At 55.6% G+C, this 23,398-nt stretch carries 23 protein-coding genes; 11 read left to right on the top strand and 12 right to left on the bottom strand.

Features of this window, described 5'->3' with window-relative positions; all coding sequences use genetic code 11:
• Positions 1-5 precede the first annotated feature (5 nt).
• On the bottom strand, positions 6-1,130 hold the full coding sequence (locus VN24_RS04615; protein ID WP_052702789.1) for a lactonase family protein: 1,125 nt from the start codon (positions 1,128-1,130) through the stop codon (positions 6-8).
• A gap of 297 nt (positions 1,131-1,427) precedes the next feature.
• Between VN24_RS04615 and VN24_RS26175 the strand changes: the two genes are divergently transcribed.
• Together VN24_RS26175 and VN24_RS04625 are read left to right on the top strand one after the other, a co-directional pair.
• Positions 1,428-1,934 (top strand): Atg14 domain-containing protein, encoded by a 507-nt coding sequence (locus VN24_RS26175; protein WP_052702790.1) that lies wholly within the window; start codon positions 1,428-1,430, stop codon positions 1,932-1,934.
• Positions 1,931-2,620 (top strand): AIM24 family protein, encoded by a 690-nt coding sequence (locus tag VN24_RS04625; RefSeq protein ID WP_045669457.1) that lies wholly within the window; start codon positions 1,931-1,933, stop codon positions 2,618-2,620. Before VN24_RS26175 ends, VN24_RS04625 begins: the two co-directional genes overlap by 4 nt.
• A gap of 68 nt (positions 2,621-2,688) precedes the next feature.
• Here the strand turns inward: VN24_RS04625 and VN24_RS04630 are convergent, their stop codons facing one another.
• A complete protein-coding gene (locus tag VN24_RS04630) occupies positions 2,689-3,600 on the bottom strand; it encodes an MsnO8 family LLM class oxidoreductase (protein WP_274520418.1) in 912 nt (303 codons plus the stop codon).
• A gap of 295 nt (positions 3,601-3,895) precedes the next feature.
• On the opposite strand from VN24_RS04630, the gene VN24_RS04635 reads away from it, so the two are divergent.
• The 3 genes from VN24_RS04635 (at position 3,896) to VN24_RS04645 (ending at position 5,666) form a co-directional block, all read left to right on the top strand.
• Complete coding sequence (locus VN24_RS04635) at positions 3,896-4,237, top strand: hypothetical protein (RefSeq protein WP_045672975.1); 342 nt, start codon at positions 3,896-3,898, stop codon at positions 4,235-4,237.
• A gap of 279 nt (positions 4,238-4,516) precedes the next feature.
• On the top strand, positions 4,517-4,990 hold the full coding sequence (locus VN24_RS04640) for an SRPBCC family protein (RefSeq protein WP_045669458.1): 474 nt from the start codon (positions 4,517-4,519) through the stop codon (positions 4,988-4,990).
• 43 nt (positions 4,991-5,033) lie between these two features.
• Positions 5,034-5,666: a DUF7986 domain-containing protein gene (locus tag VN24_RS04645; RefSeq protein WP_045669459.1), complete on the top strand. Its 633-nt coding sequence runs from the start codon at positions 5,034-5,036 to the stop codon at positions 5,664-5,666.
• 431 nt (positions 5,667-6,097) lie between these two features.
• On the opposite strand, the gene yidC is transcribed toward VN24_RS04645, so the two are convergent.
• From yidC to VN24_RS26180, 5 genes are all read right to left on the bottom strand, one after another.
• Positions 6,098-6,946 carry a membrane protein insertase YidC gene (yidC, locus tag VN24_RS04650; protein WP_082083619.1) on the bottom strand — a complete coding sequence of 283 codons (849 nt, stop codon included), beginning with the start codon at positions 6,944-6,946 and terminating at the stop codon, positions 6,098-6,100.
• The gene (locus VN24_RS04655) at positions 6,891-7,232 is read right to left on the bottom strand and encodes a hypothetical protein (RefSeq protein ID WP_045669460.1); all 342 of its coding nucleotides are present in this window, start codon (positions 7,230-7,232) and stop codon (positions 6,891-6,893) included. The genes yidC and VN24_RS04655 overlap by 56 nt, the downstream gene beginning before the upstream one ends.
• A 124-nt stretch (positions 7,233-7,356) precedes the next feature.
• Entirely contained in the window at positions 7,357-10,431 is a 3,075-nt protein-coding gene (locus VN24_RS04660; RefSeq protein WP_052702791.1) for a PAS domain-containing hybrid sensor histidine kinase/response regulator, read from the bottom strand.
• Between the two features lie 190 nt (positions 10,432-10,621).
• On the bottom strand, positions 10,622-11,311 hold the full coding sequence (locus tag VN24_RS04665) for a hypothetical protein (RefSeq protein WP_045669461.1): 690 nt from the start codon (positions 11,309-11,311) through the stop codon (positions 10,622-10,624).
• On the bottom strand, positions 11,301-12,293 hold the full coding sequence (locus VN24_RS26180; RefSeq protein WP_052702792.1) for a 2-hydroxyacid dehydrogenase: 993 nt from the start codon (positions 12,291-12,293) through the stop codon (positions 11,301-11,303). The genes VN24_RS04665 and VN24_RS26180 overlap by 11 nt, the downstream gene beginning before the upstream one ends.
• 565 nt (positions 12,294-12,858) lie before the next feature.
• On the opposite strand from VN24_RS26180, the gene zwf reads away from it, so the two are divergent.
• The 3 genes from zwf (at position 12,859) to gnd (ending at position 17,404) form a co-directional block, all read left to right on the top strand.
• Entirely contained in the window at positions 12,859-14,358 is a 1,500-nt protein-coding gene (gene zwf, locus VN24_RS04675) for a glucose-6-phosphate dehydrogenase (RefSeq protein ID WP_045669462.1), read from the top strand.
• 44 nt (positions 14,359-14,402) lie between these two features.
• Positions 14,403-16,397 carry a transketolase gene (gene tkt, locus VN24_RS04680; RefSeq protein ID WP_045669463.1) on the top strand — a complete coding sequence of 665 codons (1,995 nt, stop codon included), beginning with the start codon at positions 14,403-14,405 and terminating at the stop codon, positions 16,395-16,397.
• 113 nt (positions 16,398-16,510) lie between these two features.
• Complete coding sequence (gene gnd / locus VN24_RS04685; protein WP_045669464.1) at positions 16,511-17,404, top strand: phosphogluconate dehydrogenase (NAD(+)-dependent, decarboxylating); 894 nt, start codon at positions 16,511-16,513, stop codon at positions 17,402-17,404.
• Positions 17,405-17,873: 469 nt separating this feature from the next.
• On the opposite strand, the gene VN24_RS04695 is transcribed toward gnd, so the two are convergent.
• The 3 genes from VN24_RS04695 to hxlA all read right to left on the bottom strand — a co-directional run bounded on the left by VN24_RS04695 (position 17,874) and on the right by hxlA (position 19,602).
• The gene (locus VN24_RS04695) at positions 17,874-18,233 is read right to left on the bottom strand and encodes a winged helix-turn-helix transcriptional regulator (protein WP_045669466.1); all 360 of its coding nucleotides are present in this window, start codon (positions 18,231-18,233) and stop codon (positions 17,874-17,876) included.
• A gap of 170 nt (positions 18,234-18,403) precedes the next feature.
• Positions 18,404-18,961 (bottom strand): 6-phospho-3-hexuloisomerase, encoded by a 558-nt coding sequence (gene hxlB / locus VN24_RS04700; RefSeq protein ID WP_045669467.1) that lies wholly within the window; start codon positions 18,959-18,961, stop codon positions 18,404-18,406.
• Positions 18,961-19,602 (bottom strand): 3-hexulose-6-phosphate synthase, encoded by a 642-nt coding sequence (gene hxlA / locus VN24_RS04705; RefSeq protein ID WP_045669468.1) that lies wholly within the window; start codon positions 19,600-19,602, stop codon positions 18,961-18,963. Before hxlA ends, hxlB begins: the two co-directional genes overlap by 1 nt.
• Positions 19,603-19,876: 274 nt before the next feature.
• Here hxlA and VN24_RS04710 point away from each other — a divergent pair, with 274 nt between their 5' ends.
• Genes VN24_RS04710 through VN24_RS04720 form a run of 3 tightly spaced genes read left to right on the top strand, consistent with a single transcriptional unit; the run spans position 19,877 to position 22,130 of the window.
• On the top strand, positions 19,877-20,752 hold the full coding sequence (locus VN24_RS04710) for a carbon-nitrogen hydrolase family protein (protein WP_045669469.1): 876 nt from the start codon (positions 19,877-19,879) through the stop codon (positions 20,750-20,752).
• Positions 20,753-20,766: 14 nt separating this feature from the next.
• Complete coding sequence (locus VN24_RS04715; RefSeq protein WP_045669470.1) at positions 20,767-21,453, top strand: GNAT family N-acetyltransferase; 687 nt, start codon at positions 20,767-20,769, stop codon at positions 21,451-21,453.
• 5 nt (positions 21,454-21,458) lie between these two features.
• Complete coding sequence (locus VN24_RS04720; RefSeq protein WP_045669471.1) at positions 21,459-22,130, top strand: GNAT family N-acetyltransferase; 672 nt, start codon at positions 21,459-21,461, stop codon at positions 22,128-22,130.
• Positions 22,131-22,307: 177 nt separating this feature from the next.
• On the opposite strand, the gene VN24_RS04725 is transcribed toward VN24_RS04720, so the two are convergent.
• Together VN24_RS04725 and VN24_RS27615 are read right to left on the bottom strand one after the other, a co-directional pair.
• Positions 22,308-23,183 (bottom strand): ROK family protein, encoded by an 876-nt coding sequence (locus tag VN24_RS04725; protein ID WP_045669472.1) that lies wholly within the window; start codon positions 23,181-23,183, stop codon positions 22,308-22,310.
• A 12-nt stretch (positions 23,184-23,195) separates the two neighbouring features.
• Complete coding sequence (locus VN24_RS27615) at positions 23,196-23,336, bottom strand: hypothetical protein (protein ID WP_158453647.1); 141 nt, start codon at positions 23,334-23,336, stop codon at positions 23,196-23,198.
• Between the last annotated feature and the right edge of the window lie 62 nt (positions 23,337-23,398).

The following is a 23,398-nucleotide window of genomic DNA, read 5'->3' on the forward strand; positions in this document are numbered from 1 at the left end:
CTGCTTCAACGTATCATGACGCTCTCGTCCGTCTGCGGATCAAGCTCCGAAAAACCGGACGCATACCGGCTTGCCGACGCCGAGGAAGCCGTCCGTTTGCCGTAGCCGGCCCGTTCCGGATCGCGCTGGAACACAATGACCGCATCGCTGCCCTGATTCGCCGCCAGCAGCCATCTGCCGTCCGGCGAAAGCGCGAAATGGCGCGGATTCTGTCCGCCGGAGGGAACGTGTTCCACCGGCGTCAGCTCGCCGGTTCCTTCAGCGATCGAGAAGACGGCAATGCTGTCGTGTCCGCGGTTGGACACATACAAAAACCGGCCGCAAGGCGACAGCGCAACTTCCGCGGAGAAGCTGACGCCCTCGAAGTCCTCCGGCAGCGAAGACACCGTCTGCACCGGCGTCAGCGTCCCGGATTCGCGGTCCACGTGCAGCACGGCCACGGACGAATCCAGTTCGCCGAGCACGTAAGCGTACGGCAGATCCCTATGAAACGCCGCGTGGCGCGGGCCCGAACCGGGCGCAAGCTTGAAGACGCGGTGCGCATGCAGGCTGAGGCCGTCTTCGGAAGGCTTGTAGATATGCAGCGAATCGGTTCCCAAATCCGCAATATAAACAAACGGCGCACCTTCGAATGCCCGAATGCTGTGCGGATGCGATTTTTCCTGCCGGTCCGGATTCGGCCCTGCATGCCCCTCGCACCCGATCACCTGCGAAGCGGGCAGCAGCCCGCCGTCCTCGTCAATCGGCAGCACCGCGGCGGTAGAGCCGCTGTAATTGCAAACATAAACGCTGTTCCCCGATGCGGAAACGCTCACAAAACAAGGATGCTCCCCGTGGGTCAGCTGGTCGCCGATCAGCTCCAGCTCTCCCGAACCTGGAGCAATGGACAACGCGTAGACCGAGCCTCCCGGCTCTCCGTGCGACTCCGCGGTTTCGCTGACCGCGTACAAGGTCCGTCCGTCAGGATGCACGGCCAGAAAGGAAGCTTCCTCAATGCCGGCAAGCCGCTGCTTAATGGAAATTGTCCCGCCGGTTTCATCAAAGCCGCACACATAAAGGTTCGGCTCCGCAGATCCCCCGTAACAACCGATATAAACGATACCCGAATAGAGTTTCTGTTCCGTTGCCACAAGATTTCCGCCTTTCTTGCGCCAAAGCTATTATTGGGGCTAGCATTTTGAAGTGACAATACCATACCTTGGCAAAACTGACAACTTCCGCGATGGGGCGGATTCTCCGATTTTAAACCGTTATTCTCAATTATCCGCCGCTGTCTGTGCGCGCTCGGATAAATATAGACGCCTGGAACGGGCGCACTTTTTTCGGCTGACAGAAGACGACAAACTTGTAGTTGGAGGTCGAAAAAAAAGGTAATATAGAGATAGAACATCGTCATAATCGAAGATTTGGTGCGAGGAGTTTGGTTGATGCGAAACATGTTTAAAGCGGCGCTGACATTTGTCGCGCTATTCATCCTTTGGGCCGGACTTCCGTCTCATTCGGCGGAAGCTTCGCTGTATGACCGGATTAAAGATATCTATAATACGCCCGACAAAGTGGACGAGCTGACCCGCCAGTATAACGATTCGATTCGTCAGATGGAGGAGCAGCAGAAGCAGATGGAAGAGCGCCAGCAGGAGATGCGTGCGGAGTTTGAAGCAAAGCAGCAGGCGCTGCAGCAGGAAAACGAGCAGTACCGCCAGCAAAATGCAAAGCTTGCGGAGCAGAACAGCGCCCTTGCACAGCAGAACGGAGCCCTCGCCGACCGGCTCGCCCAAATCGAAGAGAGACGCGCCGCCTTCGTGCGCAAAATCGTCACGTCCGTTCTCGTTGTAGCGGTCATGCTGCTCATTTACATCGCGGCGATCCGCATCTGGCGGTACCGCGTTTGGCGCCGGCAAATGCGCGAAAGCGGCAGGACGGCGGGCCTATGAACATTACCTCCCCTCCCCCGCAAGGGCATGTGCGGCTGACGCTGAGCAGCGAGGAAGCGGTCCATGTGCTGCACACGAAAGCGATCATCGCCTACCGGGGCGCGCCCGGAAACCGAGAAGACCGGTTTATGGACTTGGCCGGCGCCTACCGCAAGCGCAAATGGACGCGCGCCCGGCTTCAAGGGCCGTGCGAATTTTTGCTCGGCCTGCCGCAGGGCTGCACGCTGGAGACAGTCGATATCGAAGCGGGGAGCGACCTTTTGTTCGATTTCCGCCATGTTATTTTTTTCAGTGACGGGATGACAACGAAGAGCCGGGTGCAAAAACTGAGAACGGCCTGGATTACGAAGGAGCTTGTACGGATGCAGTTTGGCGGTCCCGGAACGCTCGGCATCCTATCGCTGGGTGGCATCGCCGCCGTCCAGCTCCATCCCGAGCGGCCGCTCTATGTCGATGCGGGATCGCTCGTCGCGTTCCCCCACCACGCGGCCGTGAGGCTGTCGGTGTACGGAAACCCGCTTGCCAGCCAGCAGATGAACGTGCAGTGGGAACTGACGGGCAGCGGCCCCGCGCTCGTCCAGACGGGGCTGCAGGACCCCGACTTGATGGAGCAGCTGCGCGGCGATGGCGTATTCAAGCGGCTGCTGCGCGAGCTGCTGCCGTTCGGCAGCGTGTATATCAAGTAAGACAGGAATAGACGGTCCGCAGCTCAAGCGGACCGTCTATTTAGTGCGGCTGCAGCCCGCTTTGGCACTCACCGCAGAAGTTCGGCGGACAGCAGCTCCAGCGAGCGCTGACGGCGCGCGTAGTCGGCAATGGCGGTGACGAGCATCAGCTCGTCCGCGCTGCATTCGTCCGCGAGCCCCTTCAGCTCCGCCGCCAGCCGTGCCGGCGCTCCCGCGTACGACCGCCTGGCGCTGCCGGGGACGGGCGCGGGGCCGATGACTGGCATAGACGCCGCCAGCTCCGCCGCTTCGGCTTCCGATGGGGCGCATACCGCCCCGACGGCAACGATCGCCGTAGGCTCCTTGAGCCGGGCGGACGGCTGGAACGACTCGCGGTAGCGCCGTACAATCTCTCTTCCGTCATGGTCGCTCATAAACTGGCCGAACGCATAGCCGATTCCAAGCTGCGCGGCCAGCTGCGCGCTCTTCGGGCTCGTGCCGAGCATCCACAGCTCCGGCGCATGCCGGGGGACCGGACGGGCGGTTACCGTCTCGCCTTCCACCTTGAACGATCCGTCCAGCAGCTCCGACAGCTCCCGCAGCGCATCCGGCAGCTTGAACACGCCCTCCAAATAGTTGGCGCTCAGCGCCATCGACACTTGGGCCGAGCCTCCCGGGGCGCGTCCGACCCCCAAATCGATTCTGCCGGGATACAATGTCGCCAACAGATGGAACGCTTCGGCGATTTTGTACGGCTTGTAATAAGGCAGCAGCACCGCGCCGGATCCGATCCGCAGCGAGCTCGTATGCACGCCCAGATAAGCGAGCAGCACTTCCGGGCATGACGATGCAAGCGACGGCATATCGTGGTGCTCCGAAACCCAGAAGCGGGTAAAGCCGCACCGTTCGGCCATTTGGGCCAGCTTAACCGATTGGCGGATCGCTTCGGCCGCATCCGCCCCTTCGAGCAGCGGCACCATATCGAGCAAACTTACACGCAACAATATCGCCTCCTTGTTTCCTGCGCGCACCCTTTCGTTCACGATAACCTATCGGCTTCATGAATGACAACTCATCTTCAGATCGCGACATTTTTTTGCCCGGGATATCTTTTCAATCTGAACTGAATATGATAATATTGTAAGCGCTAACAATCAGTTTCCTTGTTGGCTCCGCAGGATCGATTACGGTTTCGGTATCGGACTCCATTCCGGCTCGCCGCCTGGAATTGAACCGGACCTGCGGACGGTCGCCGTTTGAATTTTTTTTACGGAGGGGGAAGCCAGAGTGACGAGTATGACGTTGAAGGACCGCAATGTATATGAGGACTTTGATGTGGAGACGGACATTCTGTTTTTCAAGGTGGGCTCGCTCGGTCTCGTCATTTTTCACGGCAGCAATTATAATATTAAAAAGAGAATGTCTGCCGAAGAAATCAATCGCCTGATCGGGAGCGGCACGTTCCAGCCGGCCGGGTCGGACTGCTACGTGAACATCGGCAAGATCAGCGCGATCGAAGAAGGAACCGTTTATTTCGGCGGCCGCGGACCGGATCACAAGCGGCTCCCGGTATCGCGGTGGAGAGTTCATTCGCTGCGGACGCGGCTGACGACGCACGGCGGCAAGCAGGCGCAATAGAAGACTCGAGTCGAAGCATAAGACGTCCGGCGAATCAGGCGAAAGCCCGGTTTGCCGGACGTCTTTGCATGATGCGATTTTGCAATTTTACGTTTTCCCCGGATTGTTTGCATCTTTGCGCTCAGCAGGCGGCAGGCGAACCTTGCCTCGCCCGCATTGGCCGCATCACCGTGCCGGCTCTTACCAATAACGGCCCCGTTGCTCTATACTGATCAAGAAGCCCCCATTAACATGCGAACGCTTCTTAACCAAACGATAGAAAGGACGGCCAGTACTAGAATGCCTGTCATCGAAACATCCATGATCATCCAGGCGCCGCCCCGTCTTTGCTTCGATCTGGCGCGCAGCATCGACGTTCATATGCAATCGGCATCGCAAACAAGGGAGAAGGCAATCGCCGGCCGCACCGCCGGATTGATCGAGCTAGGCGAAACCGTCACCTGGGAAGCGGTCCATTTCGGGGTGAAGCAGCGGTTAACGGTTAAAATTACGGCTATGGAGCCCCCGTGGCGTTTTACGGACGAGATGATCCGGGGCGCATTCCGGAGGTTTACGCACACGCATGAATTTATCCCGCAGGCGGATGGAACGCTGATGATCGACCGCTTCGACTACGACTCGCCTCTCGGGCTGCTCGGAAGGCTGGCCGACATCCTGTTTCTTACGCGGTACATGGAGCAATTTCTTGTCAAACGCAACACCGTCATAAAAGAAATCGCCGAAAAATCAGCCTCCAAGTACCTTTCGACGTAAATTTTTGTTACACTATTGGTATTCTATTAGGAGGTAATATAAGATGGACCGCTCTTCTACATACACCGATGTAAAAAATAATTTGACGACACTCAACCAGAAACTGCGGGAGCAGCTGACCAAAGACCATTACTTCCGCGCCGCAGCGGCGCTCGGCATGATCGATGCGAACGGCTCCATCGTGTTTGACCGCGAAGACGCCGCGGCTGCGCTTACCGAGCTGGCCGTGCACGAGCCGGTATCGGCAGACGAAGCATTCCGCAGCGAAGCTTCTTCCACATTGAAGCTGACCCCGTCCGAGAAAAAGGCGCTGGACGCCTACAAGGATTCCTATACGTCGCTGTTCCGCATATCATCGCTGTCGGTCGGCCAAGGAACGGCCGTGCTGCAGGATCTTCTTCATCGGGATCAGCCGGAGATCACCGTTATGGATCTGCGGCTCAGCCGTTTTCTGACCGAGGGCCTGCTGTTGTTCACCCGGATCATCACGGTGGACGGGCTGACCGTAACCGCCGGACCGGACTTTATGTTCCCGTCCAATATTGACCAATTTTTGCTGCATCGCGGCAAAAAAATCGCCAAAAAAAGCAGCCACGCCGACTCCGGCGTCCGCAACTTCGCCGCTTTCAACGAGCTGCACAAAACCGACGGCATTCGTATCGTATATAAGTCCTAGTCATTTTGAGCGCGACGAAAAAGAAGAGCTAGTCCTAAATAGGTCAAAAGGGGACCTCCTGTTTCGCCGCCAAAGCGGAGTCGGAGGTCCTTTCCTCGCTAAACCTGCGATTGTGCAGGTATTATCGATCGAAATCGCATGTCTGGACGGAAAACCTGCGATGGTACAGGAATTCCCCGCTTTTATTGCCTGAACGGGAGATGGGGTCGACAAAAAAAGCACATTTGCAGGAATTTTAACCCAGCCGAAAAATAAAAAGAAAATAGATGTACGAACGCATCTTTTTCAACAAACACCCCTTCGTGCAGAGCGATAAAAAACGAACGAACCGGCCAAGGATAGACCCTTGATCGGTTCGTTTTTCGCTTTTTGAAGCTGAAGAACTTGAGATACGACTGAATGCCTGCTTATGGGACAGCCCCTTCTATGTGTTAGCCGGCCTTCTGCGCTGCGGCTTCGGCAGCAAGCGCAGGATACAGCCGCTGCGCCAATAACGTCTGCAAAATGACGAAGATTCCGCCGACCGCCCAATAGAGCGGAAGCGCGGCCGGGGCCGTGAAGGAGAACACCGCCATCATGACCGGCGACAAGTACGACAGCCTGGCGAGCTGCCGCTGCATGCCTTCCATTTCCGTACTTGTGCCGGACTGGGAAACTTTAACCTGCACGAAATAGACGGCGGCGGCAATGAACGGCATGATGATATCCGTATGTCCGAGCTGGAACCACAGAAACGAATGCGACGACAGCTCGGGCGTCAACCGGATGGCGTAATACAGGCCCGATAAGATCGGGAGCTGAAGGAGCATCGGCAGGCAGCCGACCGCCAGCGGATCGTAGCCGTGCTTCTTGTGCAGCTTCAGAGTCTCCTCCTGCAGCTTCAGCCGGTCTTCGGCTTTGTCCGGCTTATACTTCAGCTTTAGCTGGTCCAGCTCCGGCTGCATCAGCGCCTGTTTGCGCTTCATTTCCTGCTGTCCCTTGTATTGGCGCAGCATGAACGGCAGCAGCAGCAGCTTCACGGCAACCGTCAGCACGATCAGGGCGAGACCGTAGCTGCCGCCGCACAGAACGGCAAGCTGAAGAATTAAATATGAAAAAGGGTAAATGACATAATGGTTGAAAAATCCCGGCGTCGACGCGTCGATCGCGCCGCTTGTTCCGCATCCTCCGAGCAGCAGCAGCACAAGTGCGGCAGCGATTATTTTGAGCGCGGGGTTAATGTTGTCAAACTGCGGCAGAAGCCGGCGTGTTCCGGTGTGAATTCCATCGTTTCGTTTCATGATCATTCTCCTCGTTTCGCATAATGGTTGCGGTTAACGAGGAATGACAGCCCTCCGAATCGCCGTCGGGAGCTTCCTTCCGTTTCATATGGCGTACCAGCATCTCCCCGATGGTACGCACCACGGCAAGGCGCTGCGCTCCCGGAAGACGGCACACGCTGTCTTCGCGGTCATACCGGCCCGGCCCCTGCGGAGCGGAGGGAAGACGGAAATAATAAAGATACGCAAATGAGCATAAGATCCCGATGCTAAACAGATACGACATGACCTCATGAAGCTCAAACAATGATATTCACCCCCTCACATCAACACCTGCTTATTACGCGGCAAAACGGGGAAAAGTTTCACGGGCGCCGTCACCGCGAGACGTCACCGCGAGACGTTACCGCGGAGCCGTTACCGCGGAGCCGTTACCGCGGCTTCTTCTTCGCCAAGGAGTACGCCGCCAAGATCGCTTCGGCGGACGCTTCCCCTCTCTGTTCTTCCTTCCACGGGCGCGTCCGCAGCGAGAAATCGAACGTGGAGCCTTCTCCTTCCCGGCTCTCCACCCCGATCGAGCCTCCCATCAGCTCGACGAACTTTTTGCAAATGGACAGCCCGAGTCCCGTTCCCCCGTATTTGCGGCTGATCGCCGGATGCAGCTGGGAAAAGGACTGGAACAGCAGATCCTGCTTGTCCAGCGGGATGCCGATGCCGGTATCCTTCACCTTAAATCTGAGCAGGATGTCTTCGCTGCCGGCGGCGGATTCGTTCCGGACCGTTAACGTCACGCTTCCGTGGTCGGTGAACTTGACCCCGTTGCCGACCAGATTGATCAGCACTTGGCGCAGCCGTGCTTCATCGCCGATCAGAAGATCGGGAACGTCGTCCGCAATCGAGCACGTAAGCGCGATGTTCTTCTCCGCCGCCCTGGCCGCAAACAGCTCGAGCATGCCGTCCATGACTTCACGCAGCTTGTACGGCTCGGAGGCCAGCTCCATTTTGCCCGCTTCAATCTTGCTCAGATCGAGAATTTCATTCAGGATGTTCAGAAGCTTGTCGCTGCTGCGGAGAATGATGTCGGTATATGTCCGCTGCTCCTGGCTCAGCTCCGTTTCCGTCAGCATTTCCGTCATGCCGATAATGCCGTTCATCGGGGTGCGAATCTCATGGCTCATAATCGCCAGAAACTCGGACTTGGCGCGGTCCGCATGCTCGGCCGCTTCCTTGGCGCGGATGATTTCCTTCTCATTCGTAATGTCGAAAAAGACGACGACGGCGCCTTTGCGCTGCCACCCGTCAAAAAGCGGCGTGACATGATACGAGGCGAGAAAGCTGGAGCCGTCTTTACGCCAGAATACCGCTTCCTTGTTTTGCAAAGACAAGCCTTCCTGGAGCGCATGCCGGATCGGCGAATCTCCCGGCGCAAAGTGGGTGCCGCCCGCCATCGTCTGCTGCAGGAAGCCCCGTTTCCCGCTCGAGAGCAGTTCATCTTGTGTAAAGCCCAGCATGGATGCCCCGGACGGATTAATAAAGGTCGTCCGGCCCTCCAGGTCGAGCCCGAGGATGCCTTCGGATACGGAGTTCAAAATGAGCGAATGCTCGTAGCTGAGCTTCTCGATTTGTTCGATGTACCGTTTCCGCTCCGTAATATCGGTCGTAATGCCGTAAACGCCGACAATCCGGTTATCGAGCACAATCGGCACGTTGATGACGCTGACCTCAATGCGGCGTCCGTCCTTGTGCCGAAGACCGATCTCATAGTTTTGCGGTTCTCCCCGCGCGGCTTTCTCAAAGTGATCGGCCGCCTTCGCCAGATCGGGCGGATCGATGAGCGGGCCGAAATGGCTTTGCACCAGTTCCTGCTGCGTATATCCGGTCAGCAGCGACTGCCCGGCGTTAGCGGTCAGCAGATTGCCCTTCAAGTCGAGCGAGGCGACGCCGGCCGGATTGTTGTCAAACAGCGACTTGTATTCCTGCAGCTGCAGATCGAACCGTCTGCGCTCGGTAATGTCGCGCGAGACGACAATCATTTCCTCCGCGCGGCCCGCCTCGTCGCGTGTAAAGCTCCGCGTCGATTCGAGCCAGACATAGGAGCCGTCTTTCCGGCGGAAGCGGAAGGTTGCCGTTTCCGAGCCGTCTCCGTCCAAATGAGCGTTCAAATAACCGGTGAAAGCGGCGGCATCCTCTTCATGGATGAAGCTGAGCCATCCGCTCCCAACCATCTCGTCCGGTTCATAGCCGAGCATCGAACGGCATACCGGAGATGCATACAGAAACGTCGCCCGGTTGTCGGCGGTGTGGCGGGAAATAAAATCGATCGAGTTTTCCGAGATCAGCCGGAAATTGCGCTCGCTGGCACGCAGCCGCTCTTCCATCTGGTAGCGGGCGGTTATATCCTGGACCATGCCGACGACCCGAACGGGCCGTCCCTCATGGTCCTTCATGACTTTCCACTGCGCCAATATATTTTTCATGCTGGAATCCGGCAGGACGATCCGGTAGATCATTTCGCCGGAAGCTCCGTCCGCAACCGCATCCCGGATGTTTTTTTCCACACGCCACTTGTCGCTTTTATGAACGAGGGCCATAAAGGCGGTTTGATCCGCATAAATCGCTTCCAGCGCATTGCCGAAGATTTGACGGAATTCATTGGAGAAATGCACCCGCTTCTGCAGCAAGTCCCAGTGCCAGGAGCCGGTATTGGAAATGCGCTGCGCTTCGGTTAACAGCCTCTCGTGCTGCTTCCGCTCCGTCACGTTGCGCCCCAGCGTAAGACGCTTCGTCACTTTACCGTCGGGGCCGCGCAGCAAACAGATCGTCATGTCCGACCAAATGTAATGGCCGTCGCGGTGACGGATCCGGCACGTCATGCTGCCTTCCGCTTTCACAAGGCTGTCCGTCGCCATCATGTCCGCAACATCTTCGGGATGGAAAAACTCAAACCGGCTTTTGCCGATCATTTCCTCCGGTTTATAGCCGATCACATATTGGGCGGATGGAGACACGTATTCGAGAATGCCGTCAGGCGTGCTGCACGTAATCAAGTCGCGTGTCGAATGCTTGAACAGCAGCTTCAGCTCCGGGCTCAATCCGGGCGGCAGCGTTAGCGGCTTCCGCTCCGTCATATCGGTCGCCTGCAGAAAAATCCGCAGCGGCGCCGAGCCGCTTTCTCCCTCCCGGCGGCCCGGCAAAAAATACCGCACCTGAACCCGCAGCACGCTTCCATCCTTATGTATATAACGCTTCTCCCGCTCGAAAAACGGTTCCCGCATCAGTTCCTGCAGGATAGCGCCCAAGTCCGTTGAATCCCGGTCATCGGGATGCGTAAGCTCCCGCTCCGGGATATTCCTCAGTTCCGCTTCGGTTCGCCCCAGCAGGGCAGCATAAGCCGGATTCACGCGCAGCCATGTCCCGTCTTCCACTGATATGGAAGCAAGCCCATACGGGGCATAGGTAAACATCAATTCATCGTCAGTCCGCTCTTCCTCCGGATGCTTGATCACAAGTGCGCCTCCTTAAACTGCCAAATGCCGTCAGCCAGGTTGTAATTTCAGTATACGGTTTTTCCCTGAAAAAAAAGAGTGCAGGACTTGTCATCCTGCAAAACGTTAACCGGAAAACCGCATGCCGGCGGCATTTATATGCGCTTGAAACGTCGTACTGGCTAGCATATCGGAAGTGCCTGCGCCCCATTCACACCTCGCGCTTACCTGACATCAGCGCCGTAACGTAATGGAAGAGCATCAATACGACGGAGCTGAACAGCGAGCTGACGGCAAGCAGCTCGACGATTTCCTCCGAGCTCTGCTCGAGCCGCTCCGCCCCCTTGCTCATATTCGAGACAGCGAACGAATCCATGCCGACTGCAAGCGCGAAGAGCGCCGCGGCGGCGATAAACCAGACAAGCGCCGCCTTGCGGGCGCGGAATACTCTTACGATATGGACGAGGAACAGCAGGGCGACGAACGCGTAGACGAGCGGAATGAAATCGCCCGCTTCCTCCCATGGAAGCAGCTTGATGCCCGTCTGTTTCAGCCAATTGTCGCGCACCCGCTCGTGGAACGCGAACCGTTCATCGATCATAAGAAACGCGTATGCCGCCGAAAGCAGCAGCCAAACGACACCTTCTCTTCTAAAGCCGCCCTGGGCATAAACAAGCGTGCAGCAGATCAGGGCAAGCAGTGCGCAGCCGAACCAGAGGACGCTTTGCAGCCAAGTCATGGGCGTTTGCTCCGCAGCGACGTATATCCAGTAATTCGGCCATTTAACCGCAATCAGCAGCAGCGTGAACAAAACGGCGATGCAGAAGACGGAGCCGATCAGCAGCCTTTCCGTCAAGCGCAGCCGCGCTTTGATGCCCGGCATGTCGCGCTCATTCGGCAAAACGTCCACTCCTCTCTTCTGCCGCGGTCACAAGATGCTGCGGGCGGTCCGTCAGCAAACCGATCACATTGTCCGCCCACGTTTCGTATCCTCTTTCGATCACTTCTTCCGAATACCAGGCGGTATGCCCGGTTTGCAAAATGCGGCCTTCGGCGACGAGACGATCGGCCGCGGCTGTACCGGCCAGCGAGAAGCGGTCATCGACGGCGTAGCCCTTCAAATATCCCGCTTCGATCGAGGCGACAACGGCGGCATCGTCGACAAGCGCCGAGCGCGAGACGTTGATCAAATACGAGCCCGGCTTCATTTGGCGCAGCTGGGATTGGCCGAAATGATGGGCACCTTTCCATTTGGACGGATAGTGCAGCGACACGACGTCGGAGGAAGCAAGCAGCTCCTCAAGCGACACCTTCGTCACCCCGGCGCCGCGATCCGCGATCGGATCATAACCGACGACGCGCATCCCGAACGCCTGGGCAAGTTCGGAGACATAGCGGCCGATACGGCCGAGACCGATGAGCCCGATCGTCCTGCCGCGAAGCTCCCAGCCTTTCACCGATGTGCCGAACGGCACGCGGCCCCTTACGCGGTCCTGGCTCAGATGTATGCGGCGCGACATCGTCAGCAGCATGCCGATCGTATGCTCGGCGACCGAGACGGTCGAATACTCCGGGAGGTTGGAGAGCTTAATGCCCCTCTCCTCCAGCAATTCGACATCGATATAATCGACGCCGGTCGCAAAGACGGCAATTCCCCGCAGCTTCGGCAGCTGCTCGATCCATGAAGCGTCAATGGAAGGAACGGAGCGCGGCGTCAGCCCCGCAACATCGGCATCCATCAGCAGTGCGGCGAGCTCGGCCGGAGGAATCGGCTCCAGCGATTTGATATAGGTGATTTGCCCAGCCCGTTCCAGCCGTGCAGCCTGCTCGGGCGTAAAGTTTCCGCGTCCCATTGCGGTGATCAGCACTGCTTTTTTACTCATATACGACAGCTCCCTTGGTTAACGGAATATGAACCCTTCCAACGCCAGACCAAGTCGTCATCCTCTCCGCATGCCGATCGCCTCATCAGCAGAGCGGGCGGTTGATTTTACCTGTCAACTGGTGAACATTACCGCTACTTCGTATAAATGTCTCATTATATCGGAATATCGGATATCGGCCTCTTTCACCGGATCCTCTCTTCCAGTTTGCCCGGTGTTGGGTAACCGATGGCCTCTGAAAGATTGACTCTAAAACTTTTATTTTGCTCTTATTTTTTATGTCCAAATGTATAATTTTATCCATTATATCACAGTAAGCGTTATCATTTTGCTCCAATTCACAATTTAGACACTTAATTGTTGACGGCTGAATGATTCCGGGTGTAAGATTGCAATGGTTGATTCATCGGTAACTAATAGTAACCATAGATTTATTCGTAGACCGGAATGACGGCGGCATGGATAACGTTTCCTGCGCGCCGGCTGCATTCTCCTTTTGGTGTGCCGATAGATATATTCTTTTACCGTCAGGATAGGACGGGAGATGTTAGGAGGAACCATCGAAATGGATTCAATGACTTTTGTGTTGTTTGGGGCTACGGGCGATTTGGCCAAACGTAAAATTTACCCCGCTTTGTACAACCTTTTTCTGGACCGGAAACTCCCTCAATCGTTCTCCGTCATCGGCCTTGGCAGAAGAGCCCTCGGCGATGAAGTATTCCAAGGCAACGTGGAACAGTCCCTTCGCGAATTTTCCAGACGTTCGGTATTCGACCCGTCTGATCTGTCCGCCTTTATCAGCGCATTCCGCTACGTACCGCTCGATGTAACGAACCCCGACGATTACCGCAAACTGCTTCAAGTTGTTGAGAAACGCGAACAGGAACTGAACATTCCGCAGAACCGGATGTTCTATTTGTCGGTTGCGCCGGAATTTTTCGATACGATCTCGCTTAACATCAATGAAAGCGGACTTGGCACCGGCAGCGGCTGGAAACGTCTCATTATCGAGAAGCCGTTCGGCCACGATCTGCAGTCCGCACAGGAGCTGAACGAGAAATTAAGCAAAGCGTTCCAGGAAGAAGAAATTTACCGCATTGACCACTACCTCGGCAAGCCGATGGTTCAGAACCTCGAAGCGCTCGTTTTTGCCAACCCTGTCATCGGGGCGCTGTGGAACAACCGCCATATCGCCAACGTTCAGATTACGGCCAGCGAAACGGTCGGCGTTGAAGAGCGTGCCGGCTATTACGACCAATCCGGAGCAATCCGTGATATGTTCCAAAACCATATGCTTCAAGTTCTGATGATGGCCGCAATGAACCGTCCGAGCCGCCTGAACGCTACCGAAATCCGGGAGCAAAAACGCAGCGTGCTCGCTTCCTTGCGCGACTTGCCGAAATCCGAAGTTGCCGGAAGCATCGTCCGCGGCCAATACGGCGCCGGTGTTGTAGGCGGCAAAGAGGTTCCCGCTTACCGGGACGAGCCCGGAATCGGCGCTTCTTCGTTGAACGATACCTTTGTCGCGGCGCGCCTCTGGATTGACGAGCCGCAATGGGAAGGCGTTCCGTTCTACATCCGCACCGGAAAAAGAATCGGCGCCAAGTCGACGCGGGTTGTGGTCGAATTCAAAAACACCGCGAGAGACTTGTACATGACGCGCAATGAATCCACGACGCCAAACCTGCTCGTGATCGAAATCGGGCCGAATGAGCGCGTTTCGTTCTTCTTGAATGGAAAAGACGCCCTTAACGACGGCCAGATCGGAACGCTCAATGTTGATTATTCCGCTAATCTGAGCAACGTTCCGGAAGCGTACGAGCGGTTGATTCACGATGCTCTGCGCGGCGACTCCACCTTCTTTGCCCACTGGAACGAGGTTGAGCTTGCATGGAAATGGGTGCAGCCGGTACTGGAAGCATTCCAGGAAAACCAGGTTCCGCTCCAGTTCTACCCTGCCGGTTCGAACGGTCCTGAAGCGGCGGACAAGCTGCTTGCCGAGAACGGCTTCAAATGGTGGCTGGATGAGAACAAAACGGCTTTGCCTGAGCCTCTCTCCGTTTAATCGGATTCATAGGTATACAATTGCCAAAAAAGGAGAAAACACAAATGACGACGACTACTGCTGCGGTTGAACAATTGGCGGTAACTACAATCCGCACTCTGGCAATCGATGCCGTTAACAGCGCAAACTCCGGACACCCGGGTCTGCCGATGGGCGCCGCCCCTATGGCGTACGCTCTTTGGGCGAATCATCTGAAACATAATCCGGGACATTCCAAATGGTTTGACCGCGACCGCTTCGTGCTGTCGGCCGGCCACGGTTCGAGCTTGCTGTACAGCCTGCTTCACGTGACGGGCTACCAAGTTTCCATCGACGATCTGAAAAACTTCCGGAAGCTGAACAGCAAGACTCCGGGACATCCGGAATTCGGCCACACCGACGGCGTCGAAGCGACGACCGGACCGCTCGGCCAAGGCGTTGCGAACGCGGTCGGCATGGCAATGGCGGAAGCGCACCTTGCGGCGAAGTTTAACCGTGAAGGCCATTCGGTCATCGATCACTACACCTACGCGCTTGTCGGTGACGGCTGTCTGATGGAAGGCGTCGCTTATGAAGCGATGTCGATGGCCGGACATATGAAACTGGGCAAGTTGGTTGTCCTGTACGATTCGAACAGCATCTCGCTGGACGGCGAACTGGACCTTTCGTTCTCCGAAAATATCCAGCAGCGCGCCGCATCGGCGAACTGGCAGTACCTGCGCGTCGAAGACGGCAACGATATCGGAGCGATCACCGCTGCGATCAGCGAAGCGAAACAAAACGAAGATCAGCCGACGCTGATCGAAATCCGCACCATTATCGGCTATGGAAGCCCGAAAGTCGCCGGCACGAACAAAGCGCACGGCAATCCGCTCGGCGAAGAAGAAGCGAAAGCGACTAAGGAAGCTTACGGCTGGCATTACGAGAACTTCACGGTGCCGGAGGAAGTGAAGGCTCACTTTGCGAAGCTGGCGCAAGACGGCGCGGCGAAAGAACAAGCATGGAACGAAGCGTTCGAAGCTTACAAAGCGGCTTATCCTGAGCTCGCTGCGGAGCTGGAAGCGGCTATCAGCGGCAAAGTGCTGCTCGAAGCGAAGGACCTGCTGACGTTTGATTCGTCCAAGTCGATCTCGACTCGCGTCGCCAGCGGCGAAGCGATTAACCATTTTGTGAAAAAAGTACCGGGGATCTTCGGCGGAAGCGCGGATTTGTCGCACTCCACGATGACCGATATCAAGGGCGAGAAAGTATTCGCTACCGAGTCGTTCGCAGGACGCAACGTCTACTTCGGCGTGCGCGAGCATGCGATGGGCGCGGCCGGCAACGGCATGGCGCTGCACGGCGGCGTGAAGCCGTTCGTCAGCACGTTCTTCGTGTTCAACGACTACCTCCGTCCGTCGATCCGCCTTGCGGCGCTGTCGAAGCTCCCGGTTACGTACGTGTTCACGCATGACTCGATTGCGGTCGGCGAAGACGGTCCTACGCATGAGCCGGTTGAGCATCTGGCAGCTCTGCGCGCCATTCCGGGCCTGACGGTTATCCGTCCGAGCGACGCGAACGAGACGGCAAGCGCTTGGGCATACGCGCTGCAGCAGCAGGACGGTCCGGTCGCGCTCGTGCTCAGCCGCCAAAACCTGCCTGTACTGCAAGAAACGGCCGGAGGCGTGGATCAATTGCTTAAAGGCGCTTATGTGCTCGCCGATTCGGAAAGCACACCTGAAGTGATCTTGATCGGAACGGGCTCGGAAGTATCGCTGGCCCTCTCCGCCAAAGCGCAGCTGGACAAAGAAAACGTTGCGGTTCGCGTCGTTGCGATGCCGAGCTGGGAACTGTTTGCCAAACAGACGCAAGCGTATAAAGATTCCGTTCTGCCGCCGTCCGTTACGAAACGGGTTGCGATTGAAACAGGCATCTCCCAAGGCTGGGAACGTTTCACCGGGTTTGAAGGCCGCATTGTAGCCATCGATTCGTTCGGCGCATCCGGTCCCGGCAATGAAGTGCTGGCATACTTCGGATTTACGGCGGACAACGTCGTGGCCGTCGCCAAAGAACTCATTTAACAACCCGCTATTTCACAGACGGCTAAGCCAGCCCCCCGCTGGTTTAGCCGTCTGCGAGTGAAACCAATAATTGCTGCAATCAACGGCAAAAAAATCCCCGGAGGTTCTTTCTAATGAAAATCGGTCTTATCGGTCTTGGAAAAATGGGCTTTAACCTTGCACAAAATCTGCTTGACAACAAGCATGAAGTAGCTGCATTCGACTTGAATGCCGATGCGGTTGAATCGATCAAAAATCTCGGCGCCGAAGGCTTCACCAGCCTGAACGAACTCGTTCAATCGCTGCCGACTCCGCGCGTGCTTTGGATTATGGTTCCTCATGGCGTCGTCGACGTGGTGCTTGACCAACTGAAAACGACTCTGTCCAAAGGCGACATCGTCATTGAAGCCGGCAACTCGCACTATAAAGAATCGATCCGCCGCTACGAAGAAATGAAAGAGTTCGGCATCAGCTACCTCGACGCAGGCACTTCCGGCGGCATGGAAGGCGCTCGTCACGGCGCATGCTATATGGTCGGCGGCGACCCTGAAGCATGGAGCGTCGTTGAACCGGTATTCCGCGATACTGCTGTCGAAAACGGCTACCTGTACGCAGGTAAAGCAGGCAGCGGCCACTACCTGAAAATGGTTCACAACGGCATCGAGTACGGCTTTATGGCTGCAATCGGCGAAGGCTTCGAAGTTCTTGAAAAAAGCTCCTTCGATTTCGACTACGAGCAAGTGGCACGCGTTTGGAACAACGGTTCCGTTATCCGCTCCTGGCTGATGGGTCTGACCGAGCGCGCTTTCTCCAAAGACGCGAAGCTTGACGAAATCAAAGGCATTATGCATTCCTCCGGCGAAGGCAAATGGACCGTCGAAGAAGCGCTCGACCTGCAAACCGCTACGCCGGTTATCGCACTGTCCCTGCTGATGCGCTACCGCTCGCTGGACCAAGACACATTCAACGGCAAAGTCGTCGCTGCACTGCGCAACGAGTTCGGCGGACACGCTGTCGAGAAAAACTAAGCGATCGTCTACGATCTTGACGCATCAAAGCGAACGCACACCGAAGGTGATCAAACCGCTTCTTATCCCCGTCGGCAATCGATACGAAGCGATCGTCTACGATCTTGACGGATCTGAAGCAGACGCAAAGCTGTTACGGAATCTTCCGTAATAGAATTTGTGAAAAACATGCGTTCGTACATCTTTTTTCTTAGCATTTAGCCATCGCGGAAAAATTGCTGCAAAAATGCATTTTTTTGCAGGCCTGAGCTAATATTAGTCAATAATAGCTTGGAATACCTGTATAATTGCAGGTTTTCCCTTCCGACAAGCGATTTCGGCCGATAAAAACTGCACATTTGCAGGTTTGGATAGGATTCAGTCCGCGCGGACTGAATCCCGGAGTAAAAAAAGGCGGCCAGGATAGTCTGAAACATGACTTTCCTGGCCGCCTTTTTTCAGTTGCCGGTCCTTTGCGGGCTCGCGCCATCTATCGGTCCTTCCATATCACGTTCTCGCCGTAATTTTTGCCCCAGTCGTACATCATCCTCAGTACCGGCATCAAGCTGTGCCCGTATTCGCTTAAGGAGTATTCCACTTTCAGCGGGACTTCGGCGTACACCTCGCGGACGATCAATTGGTCTTCTTCCAGCTCGCGCAGCTGGTTCGTGAGCATTTTCTGCGAAATATGGGGGATCAACCTTTTCAGCTCGCCAAATCGCTTCGTGCCCTCAAGACCAAGGTGCCACAAAATAATCAGCTTCCATTTGCCGCCGATGACGGCAAGCGTAAGTTCTTTTTCGCAATTAATTTCCTTCAGATTAACGCGGTCCTTAATTTCCGTTGGCAACACGTCAGCCTCCTCCCTTCCTCCAGAATACTATAAGACGCAGCGAAAAAAAACCTTCAATACCGCTTTGGGACGCGGTATTGAAGGTTTTGATGACCGACTGGACGCGGTCTTGAAGGTTTTCATGCTTCGTCGGCCGACGGTTCTACTACAGAGCTGCTGAACCGGTTCTATTCCAGATTGGCGTGTCTGCCGAACATCAGGCCCGAGTCCAATCCCCGTTTATCCATAATCGCAAGAATAACGGCATCGTAAAATACCAGCAAAGTCTGTTCGAATAAAGAGGCCATCGGCTGAATCGTCGTATAGGTGCCGGCAGCTTTGTCTTTCGGCGACCCCGGCAATTTCACCGTCATATCGGCCAAGCTGCCGATCGTCGACTCGGGGGCGATGGTGACGGCAGCTACCGATGCGTCTACGCTTTTCGCTTTCCGAGCCATCGAAACGAGACTTGCCGTCTCCCCGGAACCCGAGCCGATAATGAGCGTGTCGCTGCTGCCGATGCCGGGAGTGACCGTTTCCCCGACCACATAGGCGTCAATCCCCATGTGCATCAGACGCATCGCAAACGCGCGCCCGATCAGACCGGATCTGCCCGCGCCGGCCAGAAACACCTTGTCCGACTGCAGAATCAAAGCCGTAAGCTTCTCCGCTTCTTCCGCCGCAATCCGCTCTACCGAACGGTAAAGCTCATCTACGATAGCGGCCGCGTATTTCATCGTTGCCATTAGACGGCGGCAGCCTGCTTGACCATTTTCATCATTTCGGAAGCGGCCGCTTTCTTGTCCTGATGCCCGGTGATGCCGCCGCCAACGATAACGAGGTCCGGATTGGCCTTGATCACTTCCGGCAGTGTGCTCAGCTTGATGCCGCCGGCAATGGCGGTTTTTGCCCGCTGCACGACGCGTTTGATCGCCATCAGCTCTTCAAACGAGTTTTTGCCTTCCGCCTGATGGTCGTATCCGGAATGGACACAGATGTAATCCACGCCCAAAGCGTCGATTTCTTTGGCTCTTCCTTCGATATCCTTTACATTGATCATATCGACCATAATTTTTTTGTTTTGTTTGCGGGCTTCCTCTACGGCGCCCTTGATCGTCGAATCGTCGGATACGCCAAGCACGGTAATAATATCCGCTCCGGCTTCGGATGCTTTCATCACTTCGTATCCGCCTGCGTCCATAATTTTCAGATCCGCCAATACGCGCAGAGACGGAAACGCCTCTTTAATCTCTTTGACCGCTCTCAGCCCTTCGTTAATGACAACCGGCGTTCCGATTTCGACGATATCGATATACTCCGCCACTTCCGCTACGACTTGCTTAGCTCCCGGAATATCCACCAGATCCAAAGCCAATTGAAGTTCCATTACGTAACCACTCCCCGCAAATGTTTGTTTGTCGTCTCCTGACATGGGTTCATTGTAAAGGCTTGTCTTGAATTGCGTAAAGTACGCACTTTGCCGTCCGCAAGTCACCCGGAAGGAACCGGTTACCCGGAGGTAACTAGGTCACGCCGAAGTATGTACTTGTCAAAAGCGCATTTTTTTTGCACAATTATCTCATTCGCGAACTTACAGCTTTTTCTCGCATATCGCGTTCTCGTATATAGAAAGATAGATTTATTGTCATGGGGAGGAACCGATGAAACTTAGAGTGTCTGCAGTGCAATATCACCTTCATACGATCCGTTCGTTCGACGAATTCGCCAGGCAGTCGGAGCATTATTTGAAGACAGCAGCGGAATACGGCTCGGAATTCGTATTGTTCCCCGAGTTTTTCACCACCCAATTGATGTCGATCGGCGACAAACACGGCAATGCATTGACGATCAATGACCTGCCCGATTTCACGGAGCCGTATTTAGAGCTGTTTTCTACCTTGGCCAAAAAGATGAACGTGCATATCATCGGCGGCACGCACGTCATCCGTAAACAAAACCGGCTGTACAACGCCGCCCATTTGTTTTATCCGGACGGAACCGTCGAAGAGCAAGCCAAGCTTCACATTACGCCGACGGAAGTGAAGGAATGGAAGCTGACTCCCGGCGAAGGGCTGCGGGTGTTCGAGACGAGCAAGGGAACGATCGCAATGCTCACCTGCTACGACATCGAATTTCCGGAAATCGTGCGCATGGCGAAAGCGAAAGGCGCCGACGTCATCTTCTGCCCTTCCTGCACCGATGACCGTCACGGTTTCCATCGCGTCCGTTATACGAGCCATGCCAGAGCGATCGAAAACCAGGTTTATGTCGTGCTCACAGGTACGGTCGGTTCGCTGCCGACGGTCGATTTCATGCGCGCGAATTTCGGGCAGGCGGCCGTCATCACTCCGAATGACATCCCTTTTCCTCCCCGCGGCATCCTGGCCGAGGGCGAAACGAATCAGGATATGATTGTCACCGCCGATCTCGATTTGGAGCTGCTGTATGAGGTTCGGCAAAGCGGATCGGTTACGACCTGGCGCGACCGGCGGACCGATCTTTACCCGGATTGGGAGCGGGAATTGAGCTGGAGCTGACGAGGAGGAACGGAATGTACCGCAAGGAGCTTTACGTCTTTGACCGGGACCGGCCGGTGCCGGCCGTGATCCGCAGCTATGAGGAGCGGGACTTTCCCGGCTTGATCCGCATTCAGCAGGAGAGCTTTCCTCCGCCTTTTCCGTCCGAGCTGTGGTGGAACCGGGAGCAATTAAGCAACCATGTGGCGATGTTCCCGGAAGGGGCGCTCTGCATTGAAGTCGATGGTGAAATCGCCGGATCGATGACCGGCTTGCGCGTTGACTTCGATCCGGATCATCCGGACCATACATGGGAAGAGGTTACCGATCACGGATATATCCGCAATCATAACCCCAGCGGCAACACCCTTTACGTCGTCGATATCGGCGTACGCCCTGCTTATCGTAAGTTAGGGCTCGGAAAATGGCTGATGTCGTCGATGTATGAGGTCGTGGTCCACAGCGGTTTAGAGCGGCTGCTGGGCGGCGGAAGAATGCCCGGCTACCACAAGCAAGCGGCGGAAATGACCGCGGAGCAGTACCTGAATGCGGTTGTGAAAGGGGAGCTGAAAGACCCCGTTATCACCTTCCTGCTGCGCTGCGGCCGCACCCCTCTTAAAGTGGTGGAGAACTACTTGGATGATGAAGAATCGTGTCATTACGGGACCTTGATGGAATGGAAAAATCCCTTTTTCAATCCCAGATCCGGACAAGGAGAATGATCAACATGGAATTTCGCAGAATTACTAGCATTGAAGACCCATTATTCCGGCAAATGCACCGGTTAATGCAGGAAATTTTCCCGCCCGAAGAAGTGCTCGAATTCGAGCTTTGGAAGGAACCTCTGGAGGATCCGGGCATTCGCGTGTTTGTTGCGCTGCATGAAGATGATGTGGTCGGCGCGACGGAATACCGCTACTATGAAGATTTCAATGTGGCGATGACCGATTTTACGATTATCGGCCGCCCGGGGCTCGGCATCGGCCGCTTCTTGGCTGAAAAGCGGCTGGAAGATTTGAATGCTTTGGCGGAGCAAAACGGAAAGCGGCTCAAGGGAATGTTTGCCGAAATTTATGATCCTTACCGGGCCGGGCATCATGAATTTGGCGGGGTTAAGCCGATGGATCCTTATGTTCGCCGTGAGGTGTTGTCCCATCTTGGATATAAGCGTCTCGACTTCCCTTACGTCCACCCTTCCTGGAACAATGACGGCGAAGCGGTGACGGAGCTTGATCTGTGCTTCCTTCCGATGCGAGACAACACAAATGAACTGGAAACCGAGCTGATCGTGAGCTTTCTGAAGCGTTATTATACCGTTCTGCCGAACAAGCCGCAGTCGTGGTACGATATGGTCGAACAGCTGGAAGCGCAGCAAACGGCTGCCCTGCTGCCGATATAGAAGTTTGGTGAAAACAAGCAGCCTACGGCCGGTATGGGTTTCCACTCGCTGTTCCAACTCCATACCGACACTTCAGCTGCTTATTCACCACACTTAAGAGAATGGCCCCGAAAGTCCGCCATGGATTTCGGGGCTGTTTGTTCATTATAACGCGTCTTCCGCGCTCTTGATTTCCGATTACTCCCTCAAGGCGTTTAAGCCGAGAGCAAGCGATCCGCACAATCCGGCGTTGTCCCCTAAGCCCGGCGGCACGATATAGCTGTCGATATCCTTCAGCACTTCGTCCGCACTGACATACCCTTTCAAATTGTTCTGCACTTCGGCCCGGATCAGCGGAAACAGCTGCTCTTGATGCATGACGCCGCCGCCCAAAATAATTTTTTTCGGCGACAGCATCAGAATCGACGCCGTTACGGACTGGCCGATATAGAAGGCTTCGATTTCCCACGCCGGATGATCCGGTGATAGCTCGCTGCCCTTCACGTTCCATCTTTTTTCGAGCGCGGGCCCTGCAGCCATTCCTTCGAGACAATCGCCGTGATACGGACAGTTCCCTTGGAATGTGTCCTGCGGGTGCCGCCTCGTCAATATATGTCCGCCTTCCGGATGCACAAGTCCGTGAACGAGCGATCCTTCCGCATAGACGCCTACGCCGATTCCGGTGCCGATCGTATAATAGACGCAGCTGTCCAAACCTTTGGCGGCTCCCCATGTCGCTTCGCCAAAGGCTGCGGCGTTCACATCCGTATCCCAGCCGAACGGAACATCGAACGCCTCTTTAAGCGTCCCGAGGAAAGGATACATCGCCCAGCCCGGCTTCGGAGTTGTCGTCACATATCCGTATTGGGGGCTGGCCGGATCGATGTTAATCGGTCCGAACGTGCCGATTCCGATCGCCTCCACCTGATTGTCCTTGAAATAGGCGATCACATTCTTCATCGTAGTCTCCGGCCTCTCGGTCGGAAAGCTGACCCGGTGCTCAATCGTTCCTTCTTCATTTCCGATCCCGCAGACGAACTTTGTGCCGCCTGCCTCGATGGCTCCGATACGCATGTCCAGTTCCTCCTAAAAGTTTTTGTGAAGCTTGGCTGCTTGCTTGATCATCGCAACAATAACTGCTTCGGAAGCATCTGCTTTGGTTATTTCATAATTGGCCCCTTTATTAAATTCACTGCGGCGGTAAAAATTCCTACCGAGCCGCATCATCGATAGACAATATCCTTCAATATCCAACTATTCTCATGCAACTCAAGCCGCACATTTTTCGT

It is taken from the genome of Paenibacillus beijingensis, from assembly GCF_000961095.1.
GTDB classification, from domain to species: domain Bacteria; phylum Bacillota; class Bacilli; order Paenibacillales; family Paenibacillaceae; genus Paenibacillus_O; species Paenibacillus_O beijingensis.